This window comes from Streptomyces sp. NPDC002742 (assembly GCF_042888885.1).
Taxonomy (GTDB): Bacteria; Actinomycetota; Actinomycetes; order Streptomycetales; family Streptomycetaceae; genus Streptomyces.
Map to the genome: position 1 here is coordinate 1 of NZ_JBIAQF010000013.1, position 20,154 is coordinate 20,154.

Here is a 20,154-nt window from a genome sequence, read left to right on the forward strand (position 1 = left end):
CCACCCCCCAGGTCATGCTTTCGACAGGGGGACACAGTCATGCCGGGCCCGGAGGCCAGCGGTCCCGTTGCGGAACCGCGAAGAAGATAACGGGGTGAAAGCGATCGTGGCCGGGTACGTCCTCGTCGTACCCGGCCACGGCCGTCGTGGTCCTGGCGGCTCATGGACCGAAATCGTCACCGCGCGAGGGGGCTGTCCTCACCCGCCCAGGTACGGGCTGTAGAGCGCGGACAGGAAGCGGGTGACGATGACCTCGCGGGTCGCAGCCGGGAGGGCGTCCAGGAGACGGTTGACCGGGGCCATGCGGGCCGCGTTGTCGCCGGTCAGGTCTACGCCCGCGGCGGGGAGCAGCGCCGCGAAGGAGGCGTTGTCCAGTTCGGTCAGGTCCACCTGCACGAGCAGGTCGACGATGTCCGCGGGGGGCGTCGGAGGACCCAGCGGACGGACGATGTCGACGCAGGCGCGCAGCACGGCGAGCAGCTCCTCGACGCCGTGCTCGCTGACCCCGGTGAGGGTCAGGTGCAGGTTCGCCGGGAGGCCGTCGAGGCTGAGCTGGGGCTGGAGGAAGAAGCCACGGGCGCGGGTCTCGTCGGCGAGGGCGAAGAGGTCGAGCGGGGTCTTCGCCGTCGGGTCGGTACCGATGGCGACGAGGGTGGCTTCGGGGGTGCCGAGAACGGTGAGGCCGTCGATCTCCTCGACGCCGCTGATCAGTGCCCTGGTCGCGGACAGGGCGGCGCGGCCGAGTTCGCGGTAGCCGTCGGCGCCGAGGGCCTGCAGCGTGGCCCACGCCCCGGCGAGGGGTCCGGCTCCCTTGCTGCTCTGGATCGTGGAGTTGACGACGCTGTAGCCGGGCCAGGCGGCGCAGGCGTAGTAGGCGTTGAGGCGCAGGGCCTCGTCACGGAACAGGAGCACGGAGGCGCCCTTGGGGGCGTAGCCGAACTTGTGCAGATCGCAGGAGAGCGAGGTGACGCCGGGGACGGAGAGGTCGAAGGGCGGAACCGGGGCACCGGCCTCGGCGAGCCACGGCAGAAGCCAGCCGCCGACGCAGGCGTCGACGTGGCAGGGGATGCCGCGGGCGGCGGCCTCGGCGGCTATCTCCGCGACGGGGTCGATGACGCCGTGGGCGTAGGAAGGGGCGGAGGCGACGACGAGGACGGTGTTCTCGTTGCAGAGCGCGGCCATCGCGGCCGGGTCCGCCCGGTAGGTCTCGGGGTCGACGGGTGCGCTGCGTACGGTGACCCGCAGGTAGCTGCCGGCCTTGTGGAACGCGGCGTGGGCGGTGACCGGGACGACGATCTCCGGGGCCGGGACGTCCGGCCGGGCGTCCCGGGCTGCCTTCACCGCGAGAATGATCGACTCGGTTCCGCCGCTGGTGAAGATGCCGGGGGTGGCGTCATCGCCGCCGAGGCGGGCGGCGGTCGCGCCGACGACCTGGCGTTCGAGGGCGACGATGCTGGGGAAGGCGGTCGGGTCCAGGCCGTTGACCTCCATCATCGTCAGGTAGGCCCGCTCGGCGGCTTCGCGTACCTCGGGCCGGCCACTGTCGTAGACGTAGGCGGTGGTGTGTCCGCCTCGGGTGGGCAGGTCGGCGGCGGTGAGGACGGCGAGTTCGGCGAGAAGGTCGGTGCCGGAGCGGCCGGTCTCGGGCAGCCCGGGGTGGGCGGCCGGGGCGGGGGCGGTGGCCTGCTGAGGAGTCGTCATCGGGTGGTTTCCGTTTCTTGCGCGGCGCGGCGACGGCCGTAGGCGCGCAGGGCGGGCAGCGAGAGCAGCATGAGCAGGGCGGGGACGAGGCTGAAGCCGAGAAGGATGCCGGTCCGCGCGGTGGCGGTCTGGGCGACCGGATGGTTCAGGGTCGAGGAGACGAAGCCGGTGGCGGCCAGGGCGATCGAGTACGCGCCGGGTCCGGCCGCGAGGCCGACGGTCTCACCGGCCGTCCACAGTCCGGTGAACGCGCCGGACTGGACCTGGCCGGTCCTGGCCCTGTCGGCGTGCACCGTGTCGGGCAGCAGGGCGAGCGGGAGGACCTGCAGGGCCGCGTAGCAGACGCCCAGCAGCCCGCAGAGCGCGAGCGTCAGGGCGATCGCCGCGGTGCCGCTGCCACTGCCCGCGGCCGGGAACAGGGCCACCGCGCCGACGGCGTATCCGCAGGTCGCGAACGTGAGGCAGCGCAGTCTCCCCCAGCGTCCGGCGGCCTTGGCCCAGAGCGGGACGGCGACGGCGCTGGGTGCGACCAGGCAGACGAAGAGCATCGAGGTCAGGCCGTAGCCGCCGAGGCGGTAGGTGGCGACGTACGGTGCGGCGGCGAGCATGATCGCGACGGCGGCGGCCTGCAGCACGAAGGAGGCGAGCAGCGCGAAGAACGCGCGGTTGCCGCGTGCGGTGCGGAAGGCCACGACCAGGCCGAGCGGTTCGGGGCCGGGGCGTGAGCGCACCCAGCGGGTACCGAGGGCGGGCACCAGCAGGACGGCCGCGATGACCAGGCCCACGGTCAGGCCCATCGCTCCGTATCCCGTGCGGCCGCCGCCGGCGGCGCTGACCACGAGGGGGGCCGCGCCGCCGGCGACGAGGATGCCCAGGGTCAGGAAGACGATCCGCCAGACCATGATCCGGGTGCGGACGGCCGGTACGGACGACATCTCGGCGGGCAGGGCCACGTAGGGCACCTGGAACAACGAGAAGGCGCTCGCGGCCAGAACGAAGGTGACGGTCACCCAGACGGCCGCGCCTGTGCCGGTCATCGGGGACAGGAACATCGCCGCGAACGCGGCGGGCAGCGCGAGCGCGCCCGCGACGAGCAGCCGGGTCCGTCGGCCGGTCCGGACGGCCTCACGGTCGCTGGCGGCGCCGACCAGGGGGTTGAAGACGGCGTCCCATGCCTTGGGCAGGGCGACGACTAGTCCGGCGATGCCGGCGGGGACGCCCAGCGCTTCGGTCATGAAGTAGAGAAGCAGCAGGCCGGGGACGGTGGAGAAGACGCCGGTGCCGACCGAGCCGAGGCCGTAGACGAAAAGGCGGCGTCGGGTGAGTTCGTCGTCGGTGGTCGGGGGGACCAGGGTGGTGGTCATCCGTGCTCCCGATCGCGCGGTTCCTGGTCGGACGCTTCCTGGTCGGACGCTTCCTGGTCGGACGCTTCCTGGTCGCGCGGTTCCTGGTCGCGCGGTTCCTGGTCGGACGCTTCCTGGGCAGCGAGCCCGAGATCGCGCAGGACGAGGGCGCGCAGGTGGGCGCGGAAGCGCGGGACCTCGGCGCGGATGCCCGAGCGGCAGAAGCCGTGGGTGCTCCACAGCACCGTCCAGACGGTCATCTCGATGTCGGCGGGCGCGTCGGACCCGGCCGGCGCCACGGCCGGGACGACCTCGCGCACGGCGTCGCGGACCGATTCGATCAGCGGGCGGGCGTAGGCGGCCTCCAGATCCGCGAACTCGGCGGCGTCCGAGAGCCAGCGGCGCATCCACAGGGCCGGGATGTGCGGCTGGTCGAGACAGAAGTCGAGGTACCGGTCGACCAGGCCGGTGACGGCCGCGGCCGGATCCGTGGGCGCGAGCGCCCGGAACGCGACCAGCGCGTCCGTGAGCACCCGCTGCTCGGCGAGGTGGGCGCGGAGCATGACCTCCCGGTAGAGATCCGGCTTCCCGCCGACGTGGTAGGCGACGGTGGCCATGTTCAGCCCCGCCTCGGCGGCGATCCGGCGGGTGCTCGTGCCGTCGTAGCCGTGGTCGGCGAAGAGGGAGGTGGCGGCCGCGATGATGCGTTCACGACTGGCATCGGCGGGCGGTGGGGCGGGTGCCGGTGAGGCGGGTGGCGAGTCGGGCATGGCGGGGAGAATACGTCGCCGGAGGGCGTCGATCAATCGATTGATGGAGAGAGTCTCGACGATCTCGCCCGGTCTCTCGCGTCCCGTCCGAAAACCTCCGCCGAACCACGCCTCCTGGCCGACTTCGACAGAGCCCCACCCGACCGTGACGCACATCACAGAGCGTGGTGCGGATTTTTACCCGCCGCGATGATCACTGAGGCCGCGGCAGCCGTACCACCTGCGAAATCTGCTCATCACGTCAGGAGGCACCATGCCCGTCTCACGCAACTTGGCAGGAACGGTCTTCGTGGGCGGTGCGGTGGCCCTGACTCTCACCGCGCTCGCCTACCCCACCATGCTCGGCTTCCAGACCACGTCCAGCGCCCAGACCCGCGTCATCGCGAACACCCAGTGGGGCCCACTCACCGAGGCCGACCGCGACTTCGTCGTCAAGGTCCGCGCGGCCGGGCTGTGGGAGTACCCCCTGGGTGAGATCGCGCTGAAGAAGGGCTCGACACCAGCGATGCGAGAGGCCGGCAAACATCTGATCGTGGGACACGCCCGCCTCGACGACCTGGACCGCAAGATCGCCCTGCAACTGAACATCACACTGCCGAACCAGGCGTCTCCGCAGCAGCAGCAGTTCGTGGCGACCTCGGTCGCCCAGAACGGCAAGCAGTTCGACTCGACCGCCGCCAACATCCTGCGCGTCACCCACGGCAGTATCTTCACGGTCATCGCCAAGGTCCGCGCCACCACCGAGAACTCGCTCGTGCGCGCGCTCGCGAACCTCGCGAACGACACGGTCCTCGACCACATCACCGTCATGGAGAAGACCGGCACCATCGACTTCGCCCAGGTCCTCGCCCAGCAGAGCGCCCCGCCGACGCTCCCCAAGGACCAGCTCACGCCGCCCCCGCCGCAGCCGGGTGCCCCGATCGTCGTCCTCACCCCGCGGCCCGACCTGAACGTGAACACCGCCTCCCCGACCCCCAGCCCGCAGGTCGGCTGATCAGCGCGGGCCGACCGCTTCCCGTCCGGCCGTCCGCGCGGCCGATCCCGACCACGCGGCCGGCGTCACCGTCGGCTGACGCCGGCCGTCAGGCGATTCAGCGGCTCTCCTCAAGGACCGTCGCCGGGCTCAGCTCGCGGCGGATCAGTGCCTGGGCCACCTCGGTGGAGCGCTGGTGACGGATTCCGCTGTAGTGGCGCAGAGCCCGGGCGGCCTCCTGCACGGTGAGGGATCCGGCGGCGGCCAGCATGCCGACGGCCGTGTCGGTGGCGGCCTTCGAGGACACCGTCGCCTGGACCCGGGTGACGATGTCCGCCGGACGGAGCGGTTCGACCGTCCACTGCACGACAGCGATGGCCGCGACATCGGCCAGGGCCTGCAGAAGCCCGGTGTCCTGCCCGGTCAGGGCTCCGGTGGTCCTGGTCAGGAGATTGAGGGCGCCGACGGCCTGGTTCCTGACCCGCAGGGGAAACGCGTAGGCGCCGACGTATCCGGCGGTGTGGGCGAACGGGACGAAGACCGGCCACCGGCCGGTGAAGACCGACAGGTCGGGTGCGCTGACCGCCTGAGCGGTACGCCAGGAGTCGATGCACGGGCCCTGGCCGGTCTGGACCTGGAAAAGCTCGATCATCGCGGCACGGTCGTCGGTGACGGCGATGGTGCGCAGGCCGCCCCGGGCGGTGGCGAGCATGACGCCAGCGGCGTCCACCGCGGTGAGGGTGACACAGTGGCCGACAAGGCGGTGCAGAAGAACGGTGGGATCGACATCGTCGGCGACGATGTCGGTGAGACCGACGAAGGCCTCGGTGATCTGCTGCTCGCGGCTCATACGGATGTCACCGTTCTCCCGCTCCGGGCTGCCGGAGGGACGGGCCTAGTCATGAAAACTGATTCTCCCGGCGATGACGTCGCGAGCTGCTTCGGTCACACTCTGGCCGCGGGTGAAGGCGTGGGCGCGCAGCCGGGCCAGTGCGTGCGGCGCGTCGAGATCGAGAAAGACCATGATCATGCCAGTTGCCTGGTGGACTTCGTCGTGGTCGGCCTCAGCCGCGTCGAGCCAGGCGGAATCCTCGCCCGCGATCGACGACGAGACCTGCAGGGCGAGCAGCGCGGTGGTGATGGCGTCCGCCGCCGGGAAGACGAACGACTGGTCCCGTTCGGACAGGGCACCCGGCGTCCGGCGGTAGAGGTCCAGTGTGCCGATCGCGACGGCGCTGCTGCCCAACGGCAGAGAGAAGACCGCCCGGACACCGAGTTCGACCGCCTGCTGCGCGAAGACCGGCCAGCGCCGCGCGTCCTGTCCACTGGCGAGATCGGCCGCCAGTACCGGGGCGACCGCGTTCAGCGCGCTGCGGCACGGACCGTCTCCCAGGCTGTACTGGGCCTCGGCCAAGCGCGCCGCGACCGTGTCGCTCGACCACCAGGTGGCGCGTGTGTCCGGGCCACCACTGAGCGAGATCGACGCCCCGGTGATGTCGAGGAGGTCGACGCATGCCTGGCACAGCCGGGCCGGTACATCACTCTTCCGCTCCCCCTCCACGGCGGACAGCAGCACCTCGGCCAGACGCCCCAGGGCCACGGTGTCCATCGGCGTCCAGGCGCCCTGCGTGCCTTCAGCCGGCTTTTCGGGGGGATCCGGCTCCACCACTGTCACCTCCGAGGGCCGCTTCCTCCCATTCTCCCCCACGGACACCGCGCGATCGGCGACGTGTTCGCGAGGCCCGTTCGTGACGTGCCCTCGCTCTCAGCAAGGGTCACGCCGCCCAGCCGCCATCGCCATACCGCGAGCACGGTGTTCGAGCTGACGGACGTAGAGGAGGCGACGCGTCTCCGTGAGTTCCCGCTCCCGGCCGCCGGCCGCCTCGGTCCGGGGCTGGGCGAAGACCAGGAGCCGGCCTCGCAGTCCACTACGGCCCACCACGACCAGCAGCGCGGTGTTCGCGTCGGCTCGGGAACGCGCCATGCCGATGAACCGGTCGGCGTCGCCCCGCCGTCCGAACTCCCCCCGCCGTCCGGACATCCTTCCCAGATCCAGGACGATCACTTCGGTGTCCCGGGAGAGGACCGCAGCCAGCGCCAGGCTCAGTTGGGCGACGTGGGAACGATCGGAACCAGTACAGATCGTGAGCAGCACGGTGCTGCCGAGAACACGTAGATCGAACGGCTTGTTCATGGGCTCCCCCAATACTTCGGGGTGGCAGCCCGGGACACCGGAGGATTGTCTCCTGATGCCAGGCGCACAGCGGGTGCCGTGCGAAGTCCGGCGTTCAAAGCGACGGGCACGACGCGTGCCGCGAGTCAGCCCGTGTGGATGGCGGGTCACCGACGTCTCAAGCCGAGGGACCAGGCTGGTCAGTCCCCTCCACCCTCCCACACTCGCCCCACCCGACGGCGGGTCACCGTGCGAACCGGGCCTCCGGCCGCGCCGCGTCGGCCGGAACCGGGCGGCCCTCGGCCGGCGCGGGAGCCGGTCGGCCCCGGTCAGGGTCGGGGTGCCGGGAAGGGTCCGTAGGCCGGGTCGTGAACGACGGCGCGGGCGACATCGGCGATTTTGATCTGGCGGCTTCGAGCGTGCCGGCGCAGCAGGTCGAAGGCGTCGTCGACGGTGCAGTCGAGACGTCCGGCGAGCAGGCCCTTGGCCTGTTCGATGATGACGCGGCTGTTGAGTGCGGTGCGCAACTCCCTTTCCCGGGACCGGAGATCGTCGAGCATGGCACGGTGGGCGAGGCCGATCGCGGCGGCGTCGGCGAGCAGTTGGCCCGTGTCCACGTCCGCCGGCGGCTGGGCGCCGCGCCCGTGGTAGAGGTTGAGGGCGCCGAGGACGCGGTCGGCGTACCGCAGGGGCAGCACGGTGGCAGCGGGGACACCCACGGCCACCGCCTTCGCGGCGAAACGGGGCCAGCGCGCGCGGGTGTGCGGATGCCCCATGGACACGTTGGCCAGCGGCTTGCCGATGCGGCAGGTGTCCAGGGCGGGCCCTTCGCCCAACTCGACCTGGACGGAGGTCAGCCGGTGCCCCAGGTCGCCGCTTGCCGCACTCGTGACGACGGCTCCGTCGGCGGCCGTGAGAACGCATCCGGCAGACTCCACGCCGGGCAGCCGGGCGGCGGTGTCGGCGAGTCGCCGAAGGACGGTCTCGCGGTTCTCCTCACGGACGGGAGCGTCGGCCAGGTTCAACAGCATGGGGACCGTCGGGTGCCCGCCGGAGGAAGGGGTCATATCCGTCGCCATATGATCGAGTTGTATGAGTGTGGCGCGGCTCGAATGGCCCGCAAGGCACCTGCTCTCTGCCCTTGCGCGGACGAAGTACACCTTGAACTCGCCCGATCTCCGCATCTTTAATCCACTTGGCGGATTCGTCCACAAGCTCGGCGCCGCAGTCCCGGGCGCGCTGCTCACGGGACAGCGCGGCGCCGGTACGGCCGACGAGGACACCGCGGTCCTGCCGGACGGGCTCGTCGCGTGTTGCGCGGACTTCGCAGCAGCGGACGCGGCCGGGGTGACGACGGGCCATCGCCCAGCACCTCGTCGGCCGCGCCCTCGACCCCGGCGCCGTGGTCACCGATGCCCGGGCCTTCACGCCGGGCGGGCGCCCTGCCAGCCGTCGTGGTGCAGGACCCGCTCCAGCGGCAGCCGCGGTCCGGGCCGGAACGTGCCGCGCAGCGGGTGGGCCGTCGGCAGCAGCACGCCCTGCCGGACGGTGGGCGGCAGCCCCAGCAGGTCGGCCACCTCCCGCTCACGGTCGAGGTGGACCGCCGTCCAGGCGGTGACCAGTCCGCGGCTGCGGGCGGCCAGCGCGTAGCTCCAGGCGGCGGGCAGCAACGACGACCACAGACCTGCCTGGTTGCCGGGCGGAAGCCGTCCGTCGGCCACTTCGAGACAGGGGATGACCAGGACCGGCACCCGGTGCAGCCGGTCGGCCAGCGCACGGGCGGCGGTGAGCACGGAACGGGGGGCCTCGGGCCGCTCCGCCAGCCGTTCCAGTTCGGCGGAGTTGCGGTCGTAGAACGCGCTCCGGTACACCTCGGCGACGTCCGCGCGGATCCGTGGGTCGGTGAGCAGGATCCAGCGCCAGTTCTGCCGGTTGTTGCCGTTGGGTGCCTGCAGGGCGATGCGCAGACAGTCCTTGACCATGTCCTCGTCCACCGCCCGGTCCAGGTCCAGGCCGTAGCGCACGCATCGCGTGGTGGTCAGCAACTCCTCGCAGGACAAAGGAAGTTCGTTGCTCACGGCAGCAGCACCGCCCGGACGGCCAGCGCGAGGTACGTGGCCACGACGAAGCCCGTCGCGGCAACCGACGGCCACGGACCGCGCCCGGCTGCCAGGAACCGGCGGGTGGCCAGGGCGGGCAGCGCGGCGGCCAGGCAGGGCAGCAGCCCGAGCGGGCTGCCCTGCGCCGCGAACAGCAGGACCTGGCAGCCGACCGCCCCGGCCGCGAAGCCCGCGGTGACCGCGGCGGCACGGCGCGGGCCGAGGCCGGCCGAGTACAGGCGGGCCCCGGGCGGTGCCTCCCAGGCAGCCTTGCGGGCGAACTCGAAGTGCAGGAAGACGCAGGCGCACAGGGCGAGCAGTGCGGCTCCGCGCCAGTTCGCGGTGACGGTCCCCGCGGCGACGAGCGAGCCGTAGACATAACCGCCGAGCAGCAGTTGCACCGGGTAGGTCACCGCCAGGTTGAGCAGCTGCCGGTCGCGTACCGCGGGTGACAGGTTCTCCAGTGCGGCGAGGAACAGCCCGTACGCGAAAGCCGCCAGGATCAGCAGGGCGTCGGTGGCCGACCGGGCCGCGTTCAGGCCCGTCACCACCACGGCGATCACCGCCATCGCGCCGCGCAGTTCGGTCGCGGTGATCGCGCCGGTGACGAGCGGCCGGTCAGGATGGTGGACACGGTCGTGGGCGAGGTCCTTCTGCTCGTCCAGCATCCGCAGGAACAGCAGCGCCAGTACGACGCTGACGACCCGAACCCAGGTGGCGCCGGACGGACGCCAGGCCGTACCGGTCACGGCCACCGCCGAACCCTCCAGCGCGAGGACCCACAGCAGTCCGTAGGTGACGTAGACCTGCGGCCGGAACATGCGCAGCACGAACCGGCCCAGTCTGGCGGGAACTTGTGGGGCGGCGACGGTGGTCACTGCGGGACCCTCCGGTCTGGTGGAAGTCGCGCGCGTGCCGGCTCGGCCCCGGGTGGGGGCTGCCGGGCTCATGCGGCAACGTGGGCTGTCGGCGCCGCGAGGGCACGCACCGGTCCGGCGGTGTCCGGATCCGCGAGCCTGATCCGGGCTTCTGCGGTCAGGGCGCCGGGCTGGCGCAGGGTGCAGTCGATGTCGGCGCCGGGCAGCACGGGAGCGGTCCGGCACTCCAGCGGCAGGTCCATCTCGGCGAAGCGGCGGAACCGCGCGGCCAGGGCGACCGGCAGGGCTCCGGACGCGCGGACGGTTCCGGCTGCCACGGCCGCGCGCAGGGCGAGTTGGCGGAAGGCCTCCAGCTCCAGCATGCCGGGCACGTGGTCCACCCAGTGGTCGTACAGGGTCGGGTGGGTGGTCTCGGCGAACACGTACGCGGCGTGGGTGCCGTCGTTCGCGGTGCGCGGCGGGGAGATGACCGTGTTGGCCGGGACGCGCCGGCCGACGAGGCCGGGGTCGACGCGTGGTCCGTGCAGGGCGACGGGCACGGCGGGAAGACCGAGCGCGCCGCGCTGTCCGGCACGCAGGCTGGTCCAGTCCCCGGGCGGCATCCAGGAGTAGTCGATGCGGGCCAGCAGCGCCACTCGGACGCCGATGGCCAGCGTGAAGCGCAGCCGCAGCCCCCTCACTCCGGCCCGGGAGCGGAACCGCTGCTCGACCCGGGTGGTGATGACCGCCTCGGTGGGGCCCTCGCCGCGGGCGAGGGCTGCCGGGTCCGGCACCTCGAACTCGGCCGCTCGCAGCAGGAACTTGTGCCCGAGCGGGACGCCGAGGCAGCGGTGGGCCACCACGAAGATGCCCTGTCGGCAGGCCTCAAGGAGCAGGAAGGGATCAAGGCGGTTGCCGGGGCCGAGGGTGTCGTCGTAGAACGCGTGGCGGCGGGGGAACCGCGCTGCCAGCAGTATTTCGTCCTCGCCGTGGCACTCGGCGCCGGTCAGGAACACCTCCGCGACCGCGGAGCGGTGCACCAGTTCCTTGGGAAGTGTCCGGGTGAACCGCATGGGCCGCTCCTCAGTTCGCGGTGGCGTGGACGGCGTCCAGGTGGCGGCGCCAGGTGTCCGCGTCGGCGCCGTCCAGCACGGGCGCTCGGCCGGGCTGCCGCATGGGGAGCACCTTCGAGCCGACGATGACGGTGTCCCACGGGTCGAGGTCGATCCCCTCCGCCCAGGCGGACTCCAGCAGCGCGCGGGCATTGGTGGCGGGCGCGGCGCCCCCGTGCCGGCGCACGGCGTCGCGCAGCCGTGCGAGAGCGGGGTCGAAGTCGAGGTCCCGGGGCTTGGTCGCGGAGTACAGGCGGCCGGTCAACTCCAGGGCCTCCGCGGTGCGGTCCTCGTCGGCGAGGGCGGAGCGGAACAGCCGGTCGCGCGCGGTGGCGTCGAAGTGGACGGCCAACTCGCGAAGGACGTCCGCGGGTTCGTCAGCCGTGTGCGCCAGGTTCAGCAAGTAGCTGTAGCGGCCGAGGAGATGGCGCAACTGGCCGGGCCGGCGAGCGTCCGGGTCCGTGGGCCCCTTGAGCCGGGTGAGTTCGACCGACGCGGGCACGTCCAGGTCGTACTCGGGGCGGACGAGCAGGACGAGGGCGTCGGCGTCCTCCAGGAAGAGTGCGGCCAGCCGCCTGCGGTAGGGGGTGGCGAGATTCCACTGGAAGTACCACAGGGAACGGATCATGGTGCGGGTCAGCCGGGTGACGGCCGCGCCGACGATCCTGAGGCCTTGAGCGGACAGCCAGTCCACGGCCGCGTCCAGCCTGCGGGTCACGACGGCGTCCGGCTTCAGCAGCAGCACGGCGTGCCGGTGGGCGAAGCCGGTCAAGTCGCCCGTGAGGGCGGCGAGCTGTTCGTGGCTCTCCTGGTAGTAGGTGTCGGCGCCGTAGAGCCGTTGCTTGTCGGGGTGACAGGTCAGCAGGGGGGACACGGGTATGCCGTACGAAGGCTCGGCGAGGTGGGCGGAGGTCATCGGTGGGTGCTCCCGTCGGGTCGGGCGGCGGCCGGCCTCCTGCGCGGGGGCGGGCCGAGGTAACCGGTCGCGAGACAGTGGTCGAGGAGGCGACGCAGATACGACCGTGCGCCGGACGGCGCCGGACGGTGGCCGAAGGCCTCGGCGTGGGTGGCGTCGAAGCGGACACGGCGCCGGAAGTAGGGGTCGTAGAGGGAGACGACGCGGTCGTAGTAGGGGCGTTCACGGCCGGGCAGGGCCTCTGCGGAGAACGCGGACGGGGGGACGAACCGGGGCACGTGGAACGACGGGTACTCGGCGAGGACGTCGGACATGTCCCGCAGCGTCAGCTCGTGGCCGACGGCGTGCAGGGTGCGGCCCTCGGCGTCCTGGAACCGGGTGACGGCGGCGGTCACCAGGTCGGCGACGCGGTCGACCGGGACCAGGTCGAGGACGGCGTCGTGGTGGCCGGGCACGGTGCGCACCAGGCCCCTGGTGAGGACCCGGAGGACGGGGTAGATGGTCTTGAGGTCGCGGACGCGGCCGGTGCGGGTGGCGCCGGTGACGATGCTCGGGCGGACCACGGTCACGGGCAGGCCGTCCGCCGCTGCCTTGCGGACCAGCGTCTCGGCGGCCAGTTTGCTCTTCTCGTAGTCGTTGCCGGAGCGTTGGCCGAGGTCGAGCTCGTCCTCGCGGGCGATACCGTCGCGTTCCCCGCAGACGTAGGCGGTACTGACGTGCACCAGCGGGGTACGGCCCGCCGACGCGAGGGCCAGGACGTGCCGGGTGCCCTCGACGTTGACGCGTTCGTACCGGTCCTTCGGAAGTCCGAAGTCGGTGACGGCGGCGCAGTGCACGACCCGGTCGGCGGTGATGGCGAGCCGCCGGTCGTCGTCGCTCAGCCCGAGGCCGGGGCGGGTGATGTCGCCGGTGATCCGGATGAGGGTGTCCGGACCGGCGGTGAGTCTTCTGCCGTTGTTGCGGACGAGGTCGCCGTTGCGGTGCACCAGCGCCAGCACGGTGTGGCCCGCGGCGGTGAGCCGGGCGGCCACCTCGGCGCCCACGAAGCCGCCGGCACCGGTCAACAGCACCGTCATCGGATCGGACAACTGCGGATGGGACATCTGCGGATCGGACATCTGCGGATGGGACATCGGAGGATCCTCCGCGCGGAACGTGGGGTCGGGTGCCGGCCGGGAGCCCGGTGCCGTCACAGGGCCTGGTGGGGCTGGGCCCCGTTGCCGGCCAGCAGGTCGCGGGCCTCTTCGATGGGCAGCTCCGCGCCGAGATGGGCGCCGATCCGCAGCCAGTCGTGGCCGAGTTGCAGGGTCGCCCGCCAGGTGTCCGCGGAGTCGAAGGAGTGCGGGAAGGAATCGGCGCCCACGGCGCCGCGTACCAGGGCGATGAAGAACCGCAGCTCCCCGAGGAGAGCGTCGCCGTCCTTCGCCGAGTCCACGGCGCACAGCAGCAGTTCCCCGGCGCGGACCCCGATCGGCCGGGTGGCGGACGGGAGCAGGTCCAGGCGGCGCACGAGGTCGGAGTCGGCGGGCAGCGGGTTGACGCCGTGGGCGCTGAGCAGTCCGCGCAGCGCGGCGTGCACGGCGCGACGGGCGGTGAGCTCGGCGACCCGCCACTGGCCGCGTCGCAGGGCCCCGGTCACATCCTCGACGGCGTTCTCTACGACGACGTTGGACCACACCAGAGCCATGGCCGCGGCGGCGAACCGGTCGGCCGGCATGGGCATCAGGTCGACGGCGCGGGGTCCTGCGACGGCGGCGCCGCGCACCGAGAGCAGCGGCTGCGCGGTGGAGGGCGGCGGGGTCACGGGTCCGGGCGGGGCTGCGAGCGGCAGGGAGGGGGTGACGGTGCCGCCGCCCTTCCAGACGAGGCGGATCAGTCCGTAGCGCAGGAAGGTGGCGAGCAGGGCGCCGGGGTCGTTGACGCCGGTGCCGGCGGCCTGGGCCAGCACGCGGGGCAGCGCCCTGCCGAGGACGAGGGAGCGCCAGACGGCTCCGGCGTCGGGGCCGAGGGCGAACACATCGCGCCGGCCGCGGACGACGTGGACGCGTTCACCGGTCTGCCAGGTGGTCACCGCGGCCGCGCGTCGGACGGTGAGCCGCTCGGGCTGCCGGGGAACACCGGTGAGTCCGAGGTCCTCCGCGAAGTCGAGACAGGCGGTCAGATGGGCCTGGGCAGCGTGGGTTCCGGTGCCGGTGCCGGTGCCGGTCTCGGCGTCGGTGGCGCCGAGGTGGAGAGCGGCCGCTTCCAGTGCCCAGTAGCGGTCGCGTACGTCCGCCCGGCCGGCCCGGTCCAGCTGCATGGACAGCCATTTGGGTTCGAGATAGGTCTCGCCCAGGCCGGCCGCCCAGGACTTGACGCTCTGCACGAGTGCGGCCCGGGTCCAGTCGACGGCCTCGTCGCTCTCGCCGAGGCACAGCAGCGCCATCGCGTGCCGCAGGGACTGACGCGCCCGGTGCCCCCACCAGTCGGCGGCGATCCGGCGGAACCGCTCCACGGGCAGCTTCGCCTTCACCTCCTCGACCAGGGCGTGGCCGCGCAGCGGGTGGCTGTGCAGCACCCGCTGGCAGCGGTTGAGGAGATCCTCGGAGAGCCGGCCGGGCCGGTTGGCGCCCTCCTCCACCGCCCGCAGCTGGTCGGCGAGTTGGCGCACCGACCGGGTGCGGATCTCCACCCGTCGGCCGTCCACGAACAGCACCGACGGCATGGTCGGCAGATCGTCGTCGAGGCGGCCGACGAGCAGGAAGTCGATGTCGGACGAAGGGTTGCCGAATCCTTCGGCGATGGAGCCCTCCAGGGTCACCGCCCAGTCGGTGCCGGGGGGCAGTTCGGCGAGGGACTTGTCGAGCAGGTCCTGCAGCCGGTCCTCGCTGAGAATCACTGGTGTGTCTCCCTTCGGGGGCTGTCCGGGGCGTCGGTCGTGCTGTCCGACGCGTGGTTCGTCCTGTCGCCGGGCGGGTCGGCGAGGACGGTGACCGTCCCGGCGGCGCCGTCGACCCGCAGCCGGGTGCCGGTGCGGATCTCGGCGGTGGCGCCCTTCACCTGAACCACCGTGGGAATACCCAACTCCCGTGCCACGACGGCGACATGGGTGAGCGGGCTGCCGCGTTCGATGACGAGGGCGGCGGCCGAGGACAGCGCGGTCACCCACCCTGGGTCGGTGCGGTACGTGAGCAGGATGCCGCCGCCGATGTCGCGCGGGGTGTCGGTGACCACGGCGGGCCCTTCGGCGACGCCGGGGCAGCAGGGGACACCGGTCAGCTCGCGGGCACCGCTGGGGGCGGCCGGGCCACTGCTCCAGCCTGCGCGTTCCAGGTTGCCCGACCAGTACGGGGCGCCGCGAGTGGTGAAGCGGGAAGGGGCGTGCAGCGCGGTGTCGGCGGCGAGTTGCCTGCGGCGCAGCACGATCAGGTCCCGCAGTTCGGTGTGGGCGATCATGCCCTCGTAGGCACCCCGGATCTCCTCCAGGCGCAGCAGGAAGACGTCGTCCCAGACGTCGATGGCCCCGGCGCGCGCCAAGTCTCGGCCCAGCGCGCGCAGCATGCGCTTGGCCGCTCCGAAGGCGCGGGTGCGGCAGAACCTGAGCCGTTCCCGGTCGGCGAGCGCCGCGCGGGCCTTGCCCCGCACCCGTTCGTACAACAGGCGGCGCGGGCCGCGCAGATGCTCGTCGAGGTAGGCGTCGGCCTCGCCGCCGCGGTCCGGCGCGCCGTCGTCGCCGGTCTCCGGCAGCGCGTCGCGCAGCAGTGCGAACAGCCCTGCCGGTTTCTCGGACAGGTCGGGGACCTCCAGCTTGAGTTCGTCGGGGCTGCGGTAGCCGTAGTCGGCGATGTACGCGTCGACGGCGGCCAGGAACCGGGTGTGCCCCGCGTCGCGCAGCGCCCTGTACAGGTCGGAGTCGGGGGCGTGTTCCAGCAGGTGCAGGATCCCGGTGTCGGCGCGTGCCTGGGCGGCCAACTCGCGCAGTGCCCACACCGGTTCGGCGGACTCCACCGCGCCGCCGGGAGCCGCCGCGGCCCAGGTGAACCATGCGGGCGCCGCGGGCAGCCATCTGCGGGTGAGCAGGGCGAGCAGTCCCATGGAGAGCAGGATCGTCGCGTCCAGGGTCTGCATCGGGCCCCATTTCTCGATGAGTTCCCGTTGCAGGCGCCGGAAACGACGGTAGGTCTCGTCTCCGGGCAGTGCGTCGTAGTCGACGTTGTTGAATTCCGTGTACGCGCGATAGAAATCTCGGCGAAACGTCTCCACCGATTTCCGGATGGTGAGAAATCTGGCGGCGAAGATGATCGTACGTGTCAGGCGTGAGACCCGGCCGCGCAGTCCGGTCCGGGGCGTGAACGGATGGAGCGTGTCGGCGACTTCGTCGGAAACGCTCTCGGCGACACCGAGGGATTTCTCCAGGACGCGCCGGTTGAGCGGGTACAGCGGGGCGAGACGCACCATGCGGTACCAGTGGAAGAGGTTGTAGTAGACCCGTCCGTGGACATAGCCGAGCAGGTGCGGGGTCCACTCCTGCACCTCGCGCAGTTGGTCGCCGCGGACCCCGAGGGCACGGGCGTAGCTGTCGTATACCTTCGCGTAGGTGTCGGCGGCGAAACTGTAGGTGAGCGGGGACACGACGCCGCCGAAGCTCTCGATGATGTTGGAGTTGTCCCAGATCCGCAGGTCTCCCCCGGGCTCCGGCGCGGGGCGGGCGGCCGGGGCGAGGCCGGTGACCGGCCGGCTCTGCAGGATCCACAGGGTGTCCTCGGCGATGGCCCATTCGATGTCCTGGGGAGCGCCGTAGTGAGCGGTGACGCGGACCCCGGCCTCGTGCAGCCGGACGAGGTCGGCGGCGGTCAGGGCCGGCGCGACGCGGTCCTCCTCGGCGACGGGTGACACCCGGCAGCCGGCTCCGGATCCGGCGTCGTAGCGCTCCCGCTTGTCGCCGATCACCGTGGTGAGCGGCTCGCCGGTGGCGGCGTCGAGGACGACGGTGTCGGCGTCGACCGCACCCGAGACCAGCCCCTCCCCCAGCCCGTGGACGGCGCTGACGACATACCGGTCGGCCCGTCCGGCCGTCGGATCGGTGGTGAACAGCACACCGCTGCGCTCGGCCGCGACCATGCGCTGAACGATGACGGCGACGCCGCCGGCGTCCGGCGGCAGCCGGTGCTGCGCCCGGTAGCGCAGGGAGCGCTCGCAGAACGCGGAGGCCCAGCAGCGGCGGACGTGGGCGATGACCTCGCCGAGGCCTCGGACGTTGAGGAAGCTGTCGAACTGGCCGGCGAAGGAGTGGCGTGCGCCGTCCTCCTGCGCGCCGGACGAGCGGACGGCCACCGCGCCGCCGCCGGCCAGCCCGTAGGCCAGTCCTACGGCGTCCGTGACACGGTCGTCGAGCGGTGCGGCCTCGATCAGGCGGGCGATCTCCGCGGCGATCCGGGCGGCGCTCGACTCCCGGCCATCGGCGAGCAGCCGTACCAGCTGCTTGTCCAGTCCGCCGCCGCGGCAGAATTCCGCGAATACGTCCAGGCCGATGACCGACCAGCGCGGTACTTGAAATCCTGACGCGGTCAGGGTGTGCAGGTTCTTCCCTTTTCCACCGGCCCATTCGGTGGTAAGGGATTCGTCACTGGATGATGTGAGGACATGCAGGGACCGGTGTTCGGATCCCGCGGTGGGCGACAACGCGTTTCCCCTCCAAGGGTGTTACTCGACGTCGCCCGAATGTTGCACAGCAGAGCCGGTCAAAAGAACTCCGGCAAGCCGCCGTAGGCGCTTTTCGGTCGTCGTAGGCTTTTCAATTTCCTGGTCGCACACCGCTGTTCAGGGCACCCGCCCGGGCTCCGACGACTTACGGGACGATCCGGCCGAAGTAGGTCGCCCCGCTGCAGAGGCGCCCCGGGGGCGCGGCGGCGTCAGGGGGCGGCAGCACCGCGTACGCCCGGTTCGGCACCGGCCTTCCGATACGGCGAGAAAGGGCCCGGCCGGGTAGGCCGCCGCACCACCCTTGATCGCCACAAAGCCACACGTTCGGACACAGGGAAGAGTCGACCGGAAAGGAAAGCAACAAATATTGACGCAATCGACCAACGCGCGTAACTTCCGACTCAGTCGTCAGGCAGCCTGAACTCGGCTGTTCCGAGGGCGAGTTGTAGCTCCACCCTCCACCTTGGGAGCACACATGCGCAGAAGAAGATCTGCCTCCTCGCGTCTCTTCCCCTCTCCGGCGGACGGGCCGGTGCCCCGACCGCTTCGACTGCGTCGCGCCCTGCTGTCCGTCGCCGCCGCACTCGGCCTCCTGGTGACCGCGCTGGTCGCGATGCCCGGTGTCGCCCAGGCGGCGGGATCACAGCCCTGCGACATCTACGCCGGCGCTGGTACCCCCTGCGTCGCCGCCCACAGCACGACGCGCGCGCTCTTCTCGGCGTACAACGGCCCGCTCTACCAAGTCACCCGCGCCTCGGACGGCGCGACCTCCGACATCGGGCTGCTCTCGGCCGGCGGCTACGCGAACGCCGCCCAGCAGGACGGCTTCTGCGCGAACACCACGTGCAGCATCTCCAAGGTGTACGACCAGACGTCGCGCCACAACGACCTGTTCCCCGGCCCCGCGGGCACGGCCGGAATGGGTGCCGACCGGGGTGCGGACGCGAGTGAGCTGGCGGTCACGGCGGGCGGCCACAAGGTGTACGGGATCTGGATCTCACCCGGCGTCGGCTACCGCTCGCACGGCGCCGCGTCGGGCGTCGCGGTGAACGGCCGGCCGGAGGGGGCCTACATGGTCGCCAGCGGCACCCACGTCGGCTCCGCCTGCTGCTTCGACTACGGCAACGCGGAGTCCACCCCGGCCGACACCGGCAACGGCCACATGGACGCCGTGTCCATCGCCACCACCTGCTACTTCGCGCCCTGCAGCGGCTCCGGACCCTGGATCGAAGCCGACCTGGAGAACGGCATGTTCCAGGGTGACAACGGCTCCAACACCGCGAACAAGGGCAACAACAGCACATACGTGACCGCCGTCCTGAAGAACAACGGGCAGACCACCTACGCGCTGAAGGGCGGCAACGCGCAATCCGGCGGCCTGTCGACCTGGTGGGACGGGGCGCTGCCCACCCGGGGCGGCTACCGGCCGATGCAGCAGGAGGGCGGCATCATCCTGGGCACGGGCGGCGACAACAGCAACTGGAACATGGGGACGTTCTTCGAGGGCGTCATGGTCTCCGGCTATCCGACCGACGCGGCCGAGAACTCCGTGCAGGCGAACATCGTCTCCGTCGGCTACGCGGGCCAGACCAACATCCCGAACGGTCCGCAGGCCACCATCACCGGCCCCGGGAACCAGTGCGTCGACGTGGCCGCCGACGACACCGGGGTGAACGGCACCGCCGTACAGCTGTGGAACTGCCAGTCCTATGCCGAGGACCAGTACTGGACGCACAACGCCAACGGGTCCCTGGCCACCATCGGCCGCTGCCTGGACATCATCGGCAACGGCACCGCCAACGGCACCCAGGTCGAACTGTGGGACTGCAACGGGGTCGGCGGCCAGAAGTGGGTGCAGCGCGCCGACGGTTCGCTGTTCAACCCCCAGTCGGGCCGCTGCCTGGACTCCCCCGACGGCGCCACGGCCAACGGCACGCGCCTGCGGATCTGGGACTGCAACGGCTCCGCGGCCCAGAGGTTCGCCGTCAACGCGGGCGCGCCCGTCATGGGACCGGGCGGCACCTGCGCCGACGTGGCCGGCGACGACAACGGCGCCAACGCCACCGCCGTACAGTTGTGGGGCTGCCAGTCGTACGCGGTCGACCAGCACTGGTTCCACAGCTCGGACGGCCGGCTGCGCACGCTGGGCCGCTGCCTGGACATCATCGGCAACGGCACGGCCAACGGCACCCAGGTCCAGCTGTGGGACTGCGGAACGGCCGGGGGCCAGGTCTGGCAGCAACAGGGCGACGGCTCACTGCTCAACCCGCAGTCGGGCCGCTGCCTGGACTCCCCCGACGGCGCCACGGCCAACGGCACCCGGCTGCGGATCTGGGACTGCAACGGAGCGGCCGCCCAGAAGTTCGCACTGGGCTGACCCCGCCGCACCGCCCCTCGGCCCGGCCGGACGGCTCGCGTTCCGGCCGGGCTCACCCAGGACGCCGCGGGTGGCCCACCGACACTCGCCTTCCACGGGATCCGCTGTCCGGGGCGGGACCGGTACAGCGCTCTCCCAGAGCTGTCGGGAC

16 protein-coding genes are annotated in these 20,154 nt (G+C 72.0%); 2 read left to right on the forward strand and 14 right to left on the reverse strand.

Annotation, left to right across the window (positions count from 1 at the left end):
* Positions 1–198: 198 nt before the first annotated feature.
* Genes ACFYW8_RS23660 through ACFYW8_RS23670 form a run of 3 tightly spaced genes read right to left on the reverse strand, consistent with a single transcriptional unit; the run spans position 199 to position 3,814 of the window.
* On the reverse strand, positions 199–1,701 hold the full coding sequence (locus tag ACFYW8_RS23660) for a pyridoxal phosphate-dependent decarboxylase family protein (RefSeq protein ID WP_389079441.1): 1,503 nt from the start codon (positions 1,699–1,701) through the stop codon (positions 199–201).
* Positions 1,698–3,065, reverse strand: coding sequence for an MFS transporter (locus ACFYW8_RS23665; RefSeq protein ID WP_389079446.1), 1,368 nt, complete (start codon positions 3,063–3,065; stop codon positions 1,698–1,700). Before ACFYW8_RS23665 ends, ACFYW8_RS23660 begins: the two co-directional genes overlap by 4 nt.
* Positions 3,062–3,814 carry a TetR/AcrR family transcriptional regulator gene (locus ACFYW8_RS23670; protein ID WP_389079451.1) on the reverse strand — a complete coding sequence of 251 codons (753 nt, stop codon included), beginning with the start codon at positions 3,812–3,814 and terminating at the stop codon, positions 3,062–3,064. Before ACFYW8_RS23670 ends, ACFYW8_RS23665 begins: the two co-directional genes overlap by 4 nt.
* 253 nt (positions 3,815–4,067) lie before the next feature.
* On the opposite strand from ACFYW8_RS23670, the gene ACFYW8_RS23675 reads away from it, so the two are divergent.
* The gene (locus ACFYW8_RS23675) at positions 4,068–4,808 is read left to right on the forward strand and encodes a DUF4142 domain-containing protein (protein WP_389079454.1); all 741 of its coding nucleotides are present in this window, start codon (positions 4,068–4,070) and stop codon (positions 4,806–4,808) included.
* A 97-nt stretch (positions 4,809–4,905) separates the two neighbouring features.
* Here ACFYW8_RS23675 and ACFYW8_RS23680 read toward each other — a convergent pair whose 3' ends face one another.
* The 11 genes from ACFYW8_RS23680 to ACFYW8_RS23730 all read right to left on the reverse strand — a co-directional run bounded on the left by ACFYW8_RS23680 (position 4,906) and on the right by ACFYW8_RS23730 (position 17,605).
* On the reverse strand, positions 4,906–5,637 hold the full coding sequence (locus tag ACFYW8_RS23680) for a GAF and ANTAR domain-containing protein (protein WP_389079458.1): 732 nt from the start codon (positions 5,635–5,637) through the stop codon (positions 4,906–4,908).
* A 45-nt stretch (positions 5,638–5,682) separates the two neighbouring features.
* Complete coding sequence (locus tag ACFYW8_RS23685; protein ID WP_389079461.1) at positions 5,683–6,453, reverse strand: GAF and ANTAR domain-containing protein; 771 nt, start codon at positions 6,451–6,453, stop codon at positions 5,683–5,685.
* Between the two features lie 99 nt (positions 6,454–6,552).
* Positions 6,553–6,981 (reverse strand): hypothetical protein, encoded by a 429-nt coding sequence (locus ACFYW8_RS23690; protein ID WP_389079466.1) that lies wholly within the window; start codon positions 6,979–6,981, stop codon positions 6,553–6,555.
* A gap of 308 nt (positions 6,982–7,289) precedes the next feature.
* Positions 7,290–8,027, reverse strand: a complete 738-nt coding sequence (locus ACFYW8_RS23695; RefSeq protein WP_389079470.1) for an ANTAR domain-containing protein — start codon at positions 8,025–8,027, stop codon at positions 7,290–7,292.
* Positions 8,028–8,384: 357 nt separating this feature from the next.
* Positions 8,385–9,038, reverse strand: coding sequence for a nitroreductase family protein (locus ACFYW8_RS23700; protein WP_389079475.1), 654 nt, complete (start codon positions 9,036–9,038; stop codon positions 8,385–8,387).
* Positions 9,035–9,937: a hypothetical protein gene (locus ACFYW8_RS23705; protein WP_389079478.1), complete on the reverse strand. Its 903-nt coding sequence runs from the start codon at positions 9,935–9,937 to the stop codon at positions 9,035–9,037. The genes ACFYW8_RS23700 and ACFYW8_RS23705 overlap by 4 nt, the downstream gene beginning before the upstream one ends.
* Positions 9,938–10,005: 68 nt before the next feature.
* Complete coding sequence (locus ACFYW8_RS23710; protein WP_389079483.1) at positions 10,006–10,989, reverse strand: ScbA/BarX family gamma-butyrolactone biosynthesis protein; 984 nt, start codon at positions 10,987–10,989, stop codon at positions 10,006–10,008.
* 10 nt (positions 10,990–10,999) lie between these two features.
* On the reverse strand, positions 11,000–11,944 hold the full coding sequence (locus ACFYW8_RS23715; protein WP_389079488.1) for a nucleoside-diphosphate kinase: 945 nt from the start codon (positions 11,942–11,944) through the stop codon (positions 11,000–11,002).
* Complete coding sequence (locus ACFYW8_RS23720) at positions 11,941–13,077, reverse strand: SDR family oxidoreductase (RefSeq protein WP_389079494.1); 1,137 nt, start codon at positions 13,075–13,077, stop codon at positions 11,941–11,943. The genes ACFYW8_RS23715 and ACFYW8_RS23720 overlap by 4 nt, the downstream gene beginning before the upstream one ends.
* 56 nt (positions 13,078–13,133) lie before the next feature.
* Positions 13,134–14,822 carry a hypothetical protein gene (locus ACFYW8_RS23725; RefSeq protein ID WP_389079499.1) on the reverse strand — a complete coding sequence of 563 codons (1,689 nt, stop codon included), beginning with the start codon at positions 14,820–14,822 and terminating at the stop codon, positions 13,134–13,136.
* Positions 14,819–17,605, reverse strand: coding sequence for a phosphoenolpyruvate synthase (locus ACFYW8_RS23730; protein WP_389079503.1), 2,787 nt, complete (start codon positions 17,603–17,605; stop codon positions 14,819–14,821). The genes ACFYW8_RS23725 and ACFYW8_RS23730 overlap by 4 nt, the downstream gene beginning before the upstream one ends.
* 496 nt (positions 17,606–18,101) lie before the next feature.
* Here ACFYW8_RS23730 and ACFYW8_RS23735 point away from each other — a divergent pair, with 496 nt between their 5' ends.
* Complete coding sequence (locus ACFYW8_RS23735) at positions 18,102–20,003, forward strand: arabinofuranosidase catalytic domain-containing protein (RefSeq protein ID WP_389079508.1); 1,902 nt, start codon at positions 18,102–18,104, stop codon at positions 20,001–20,003.
* Positions 20,004–20,154: the final 151 nt, after the last annotated feature.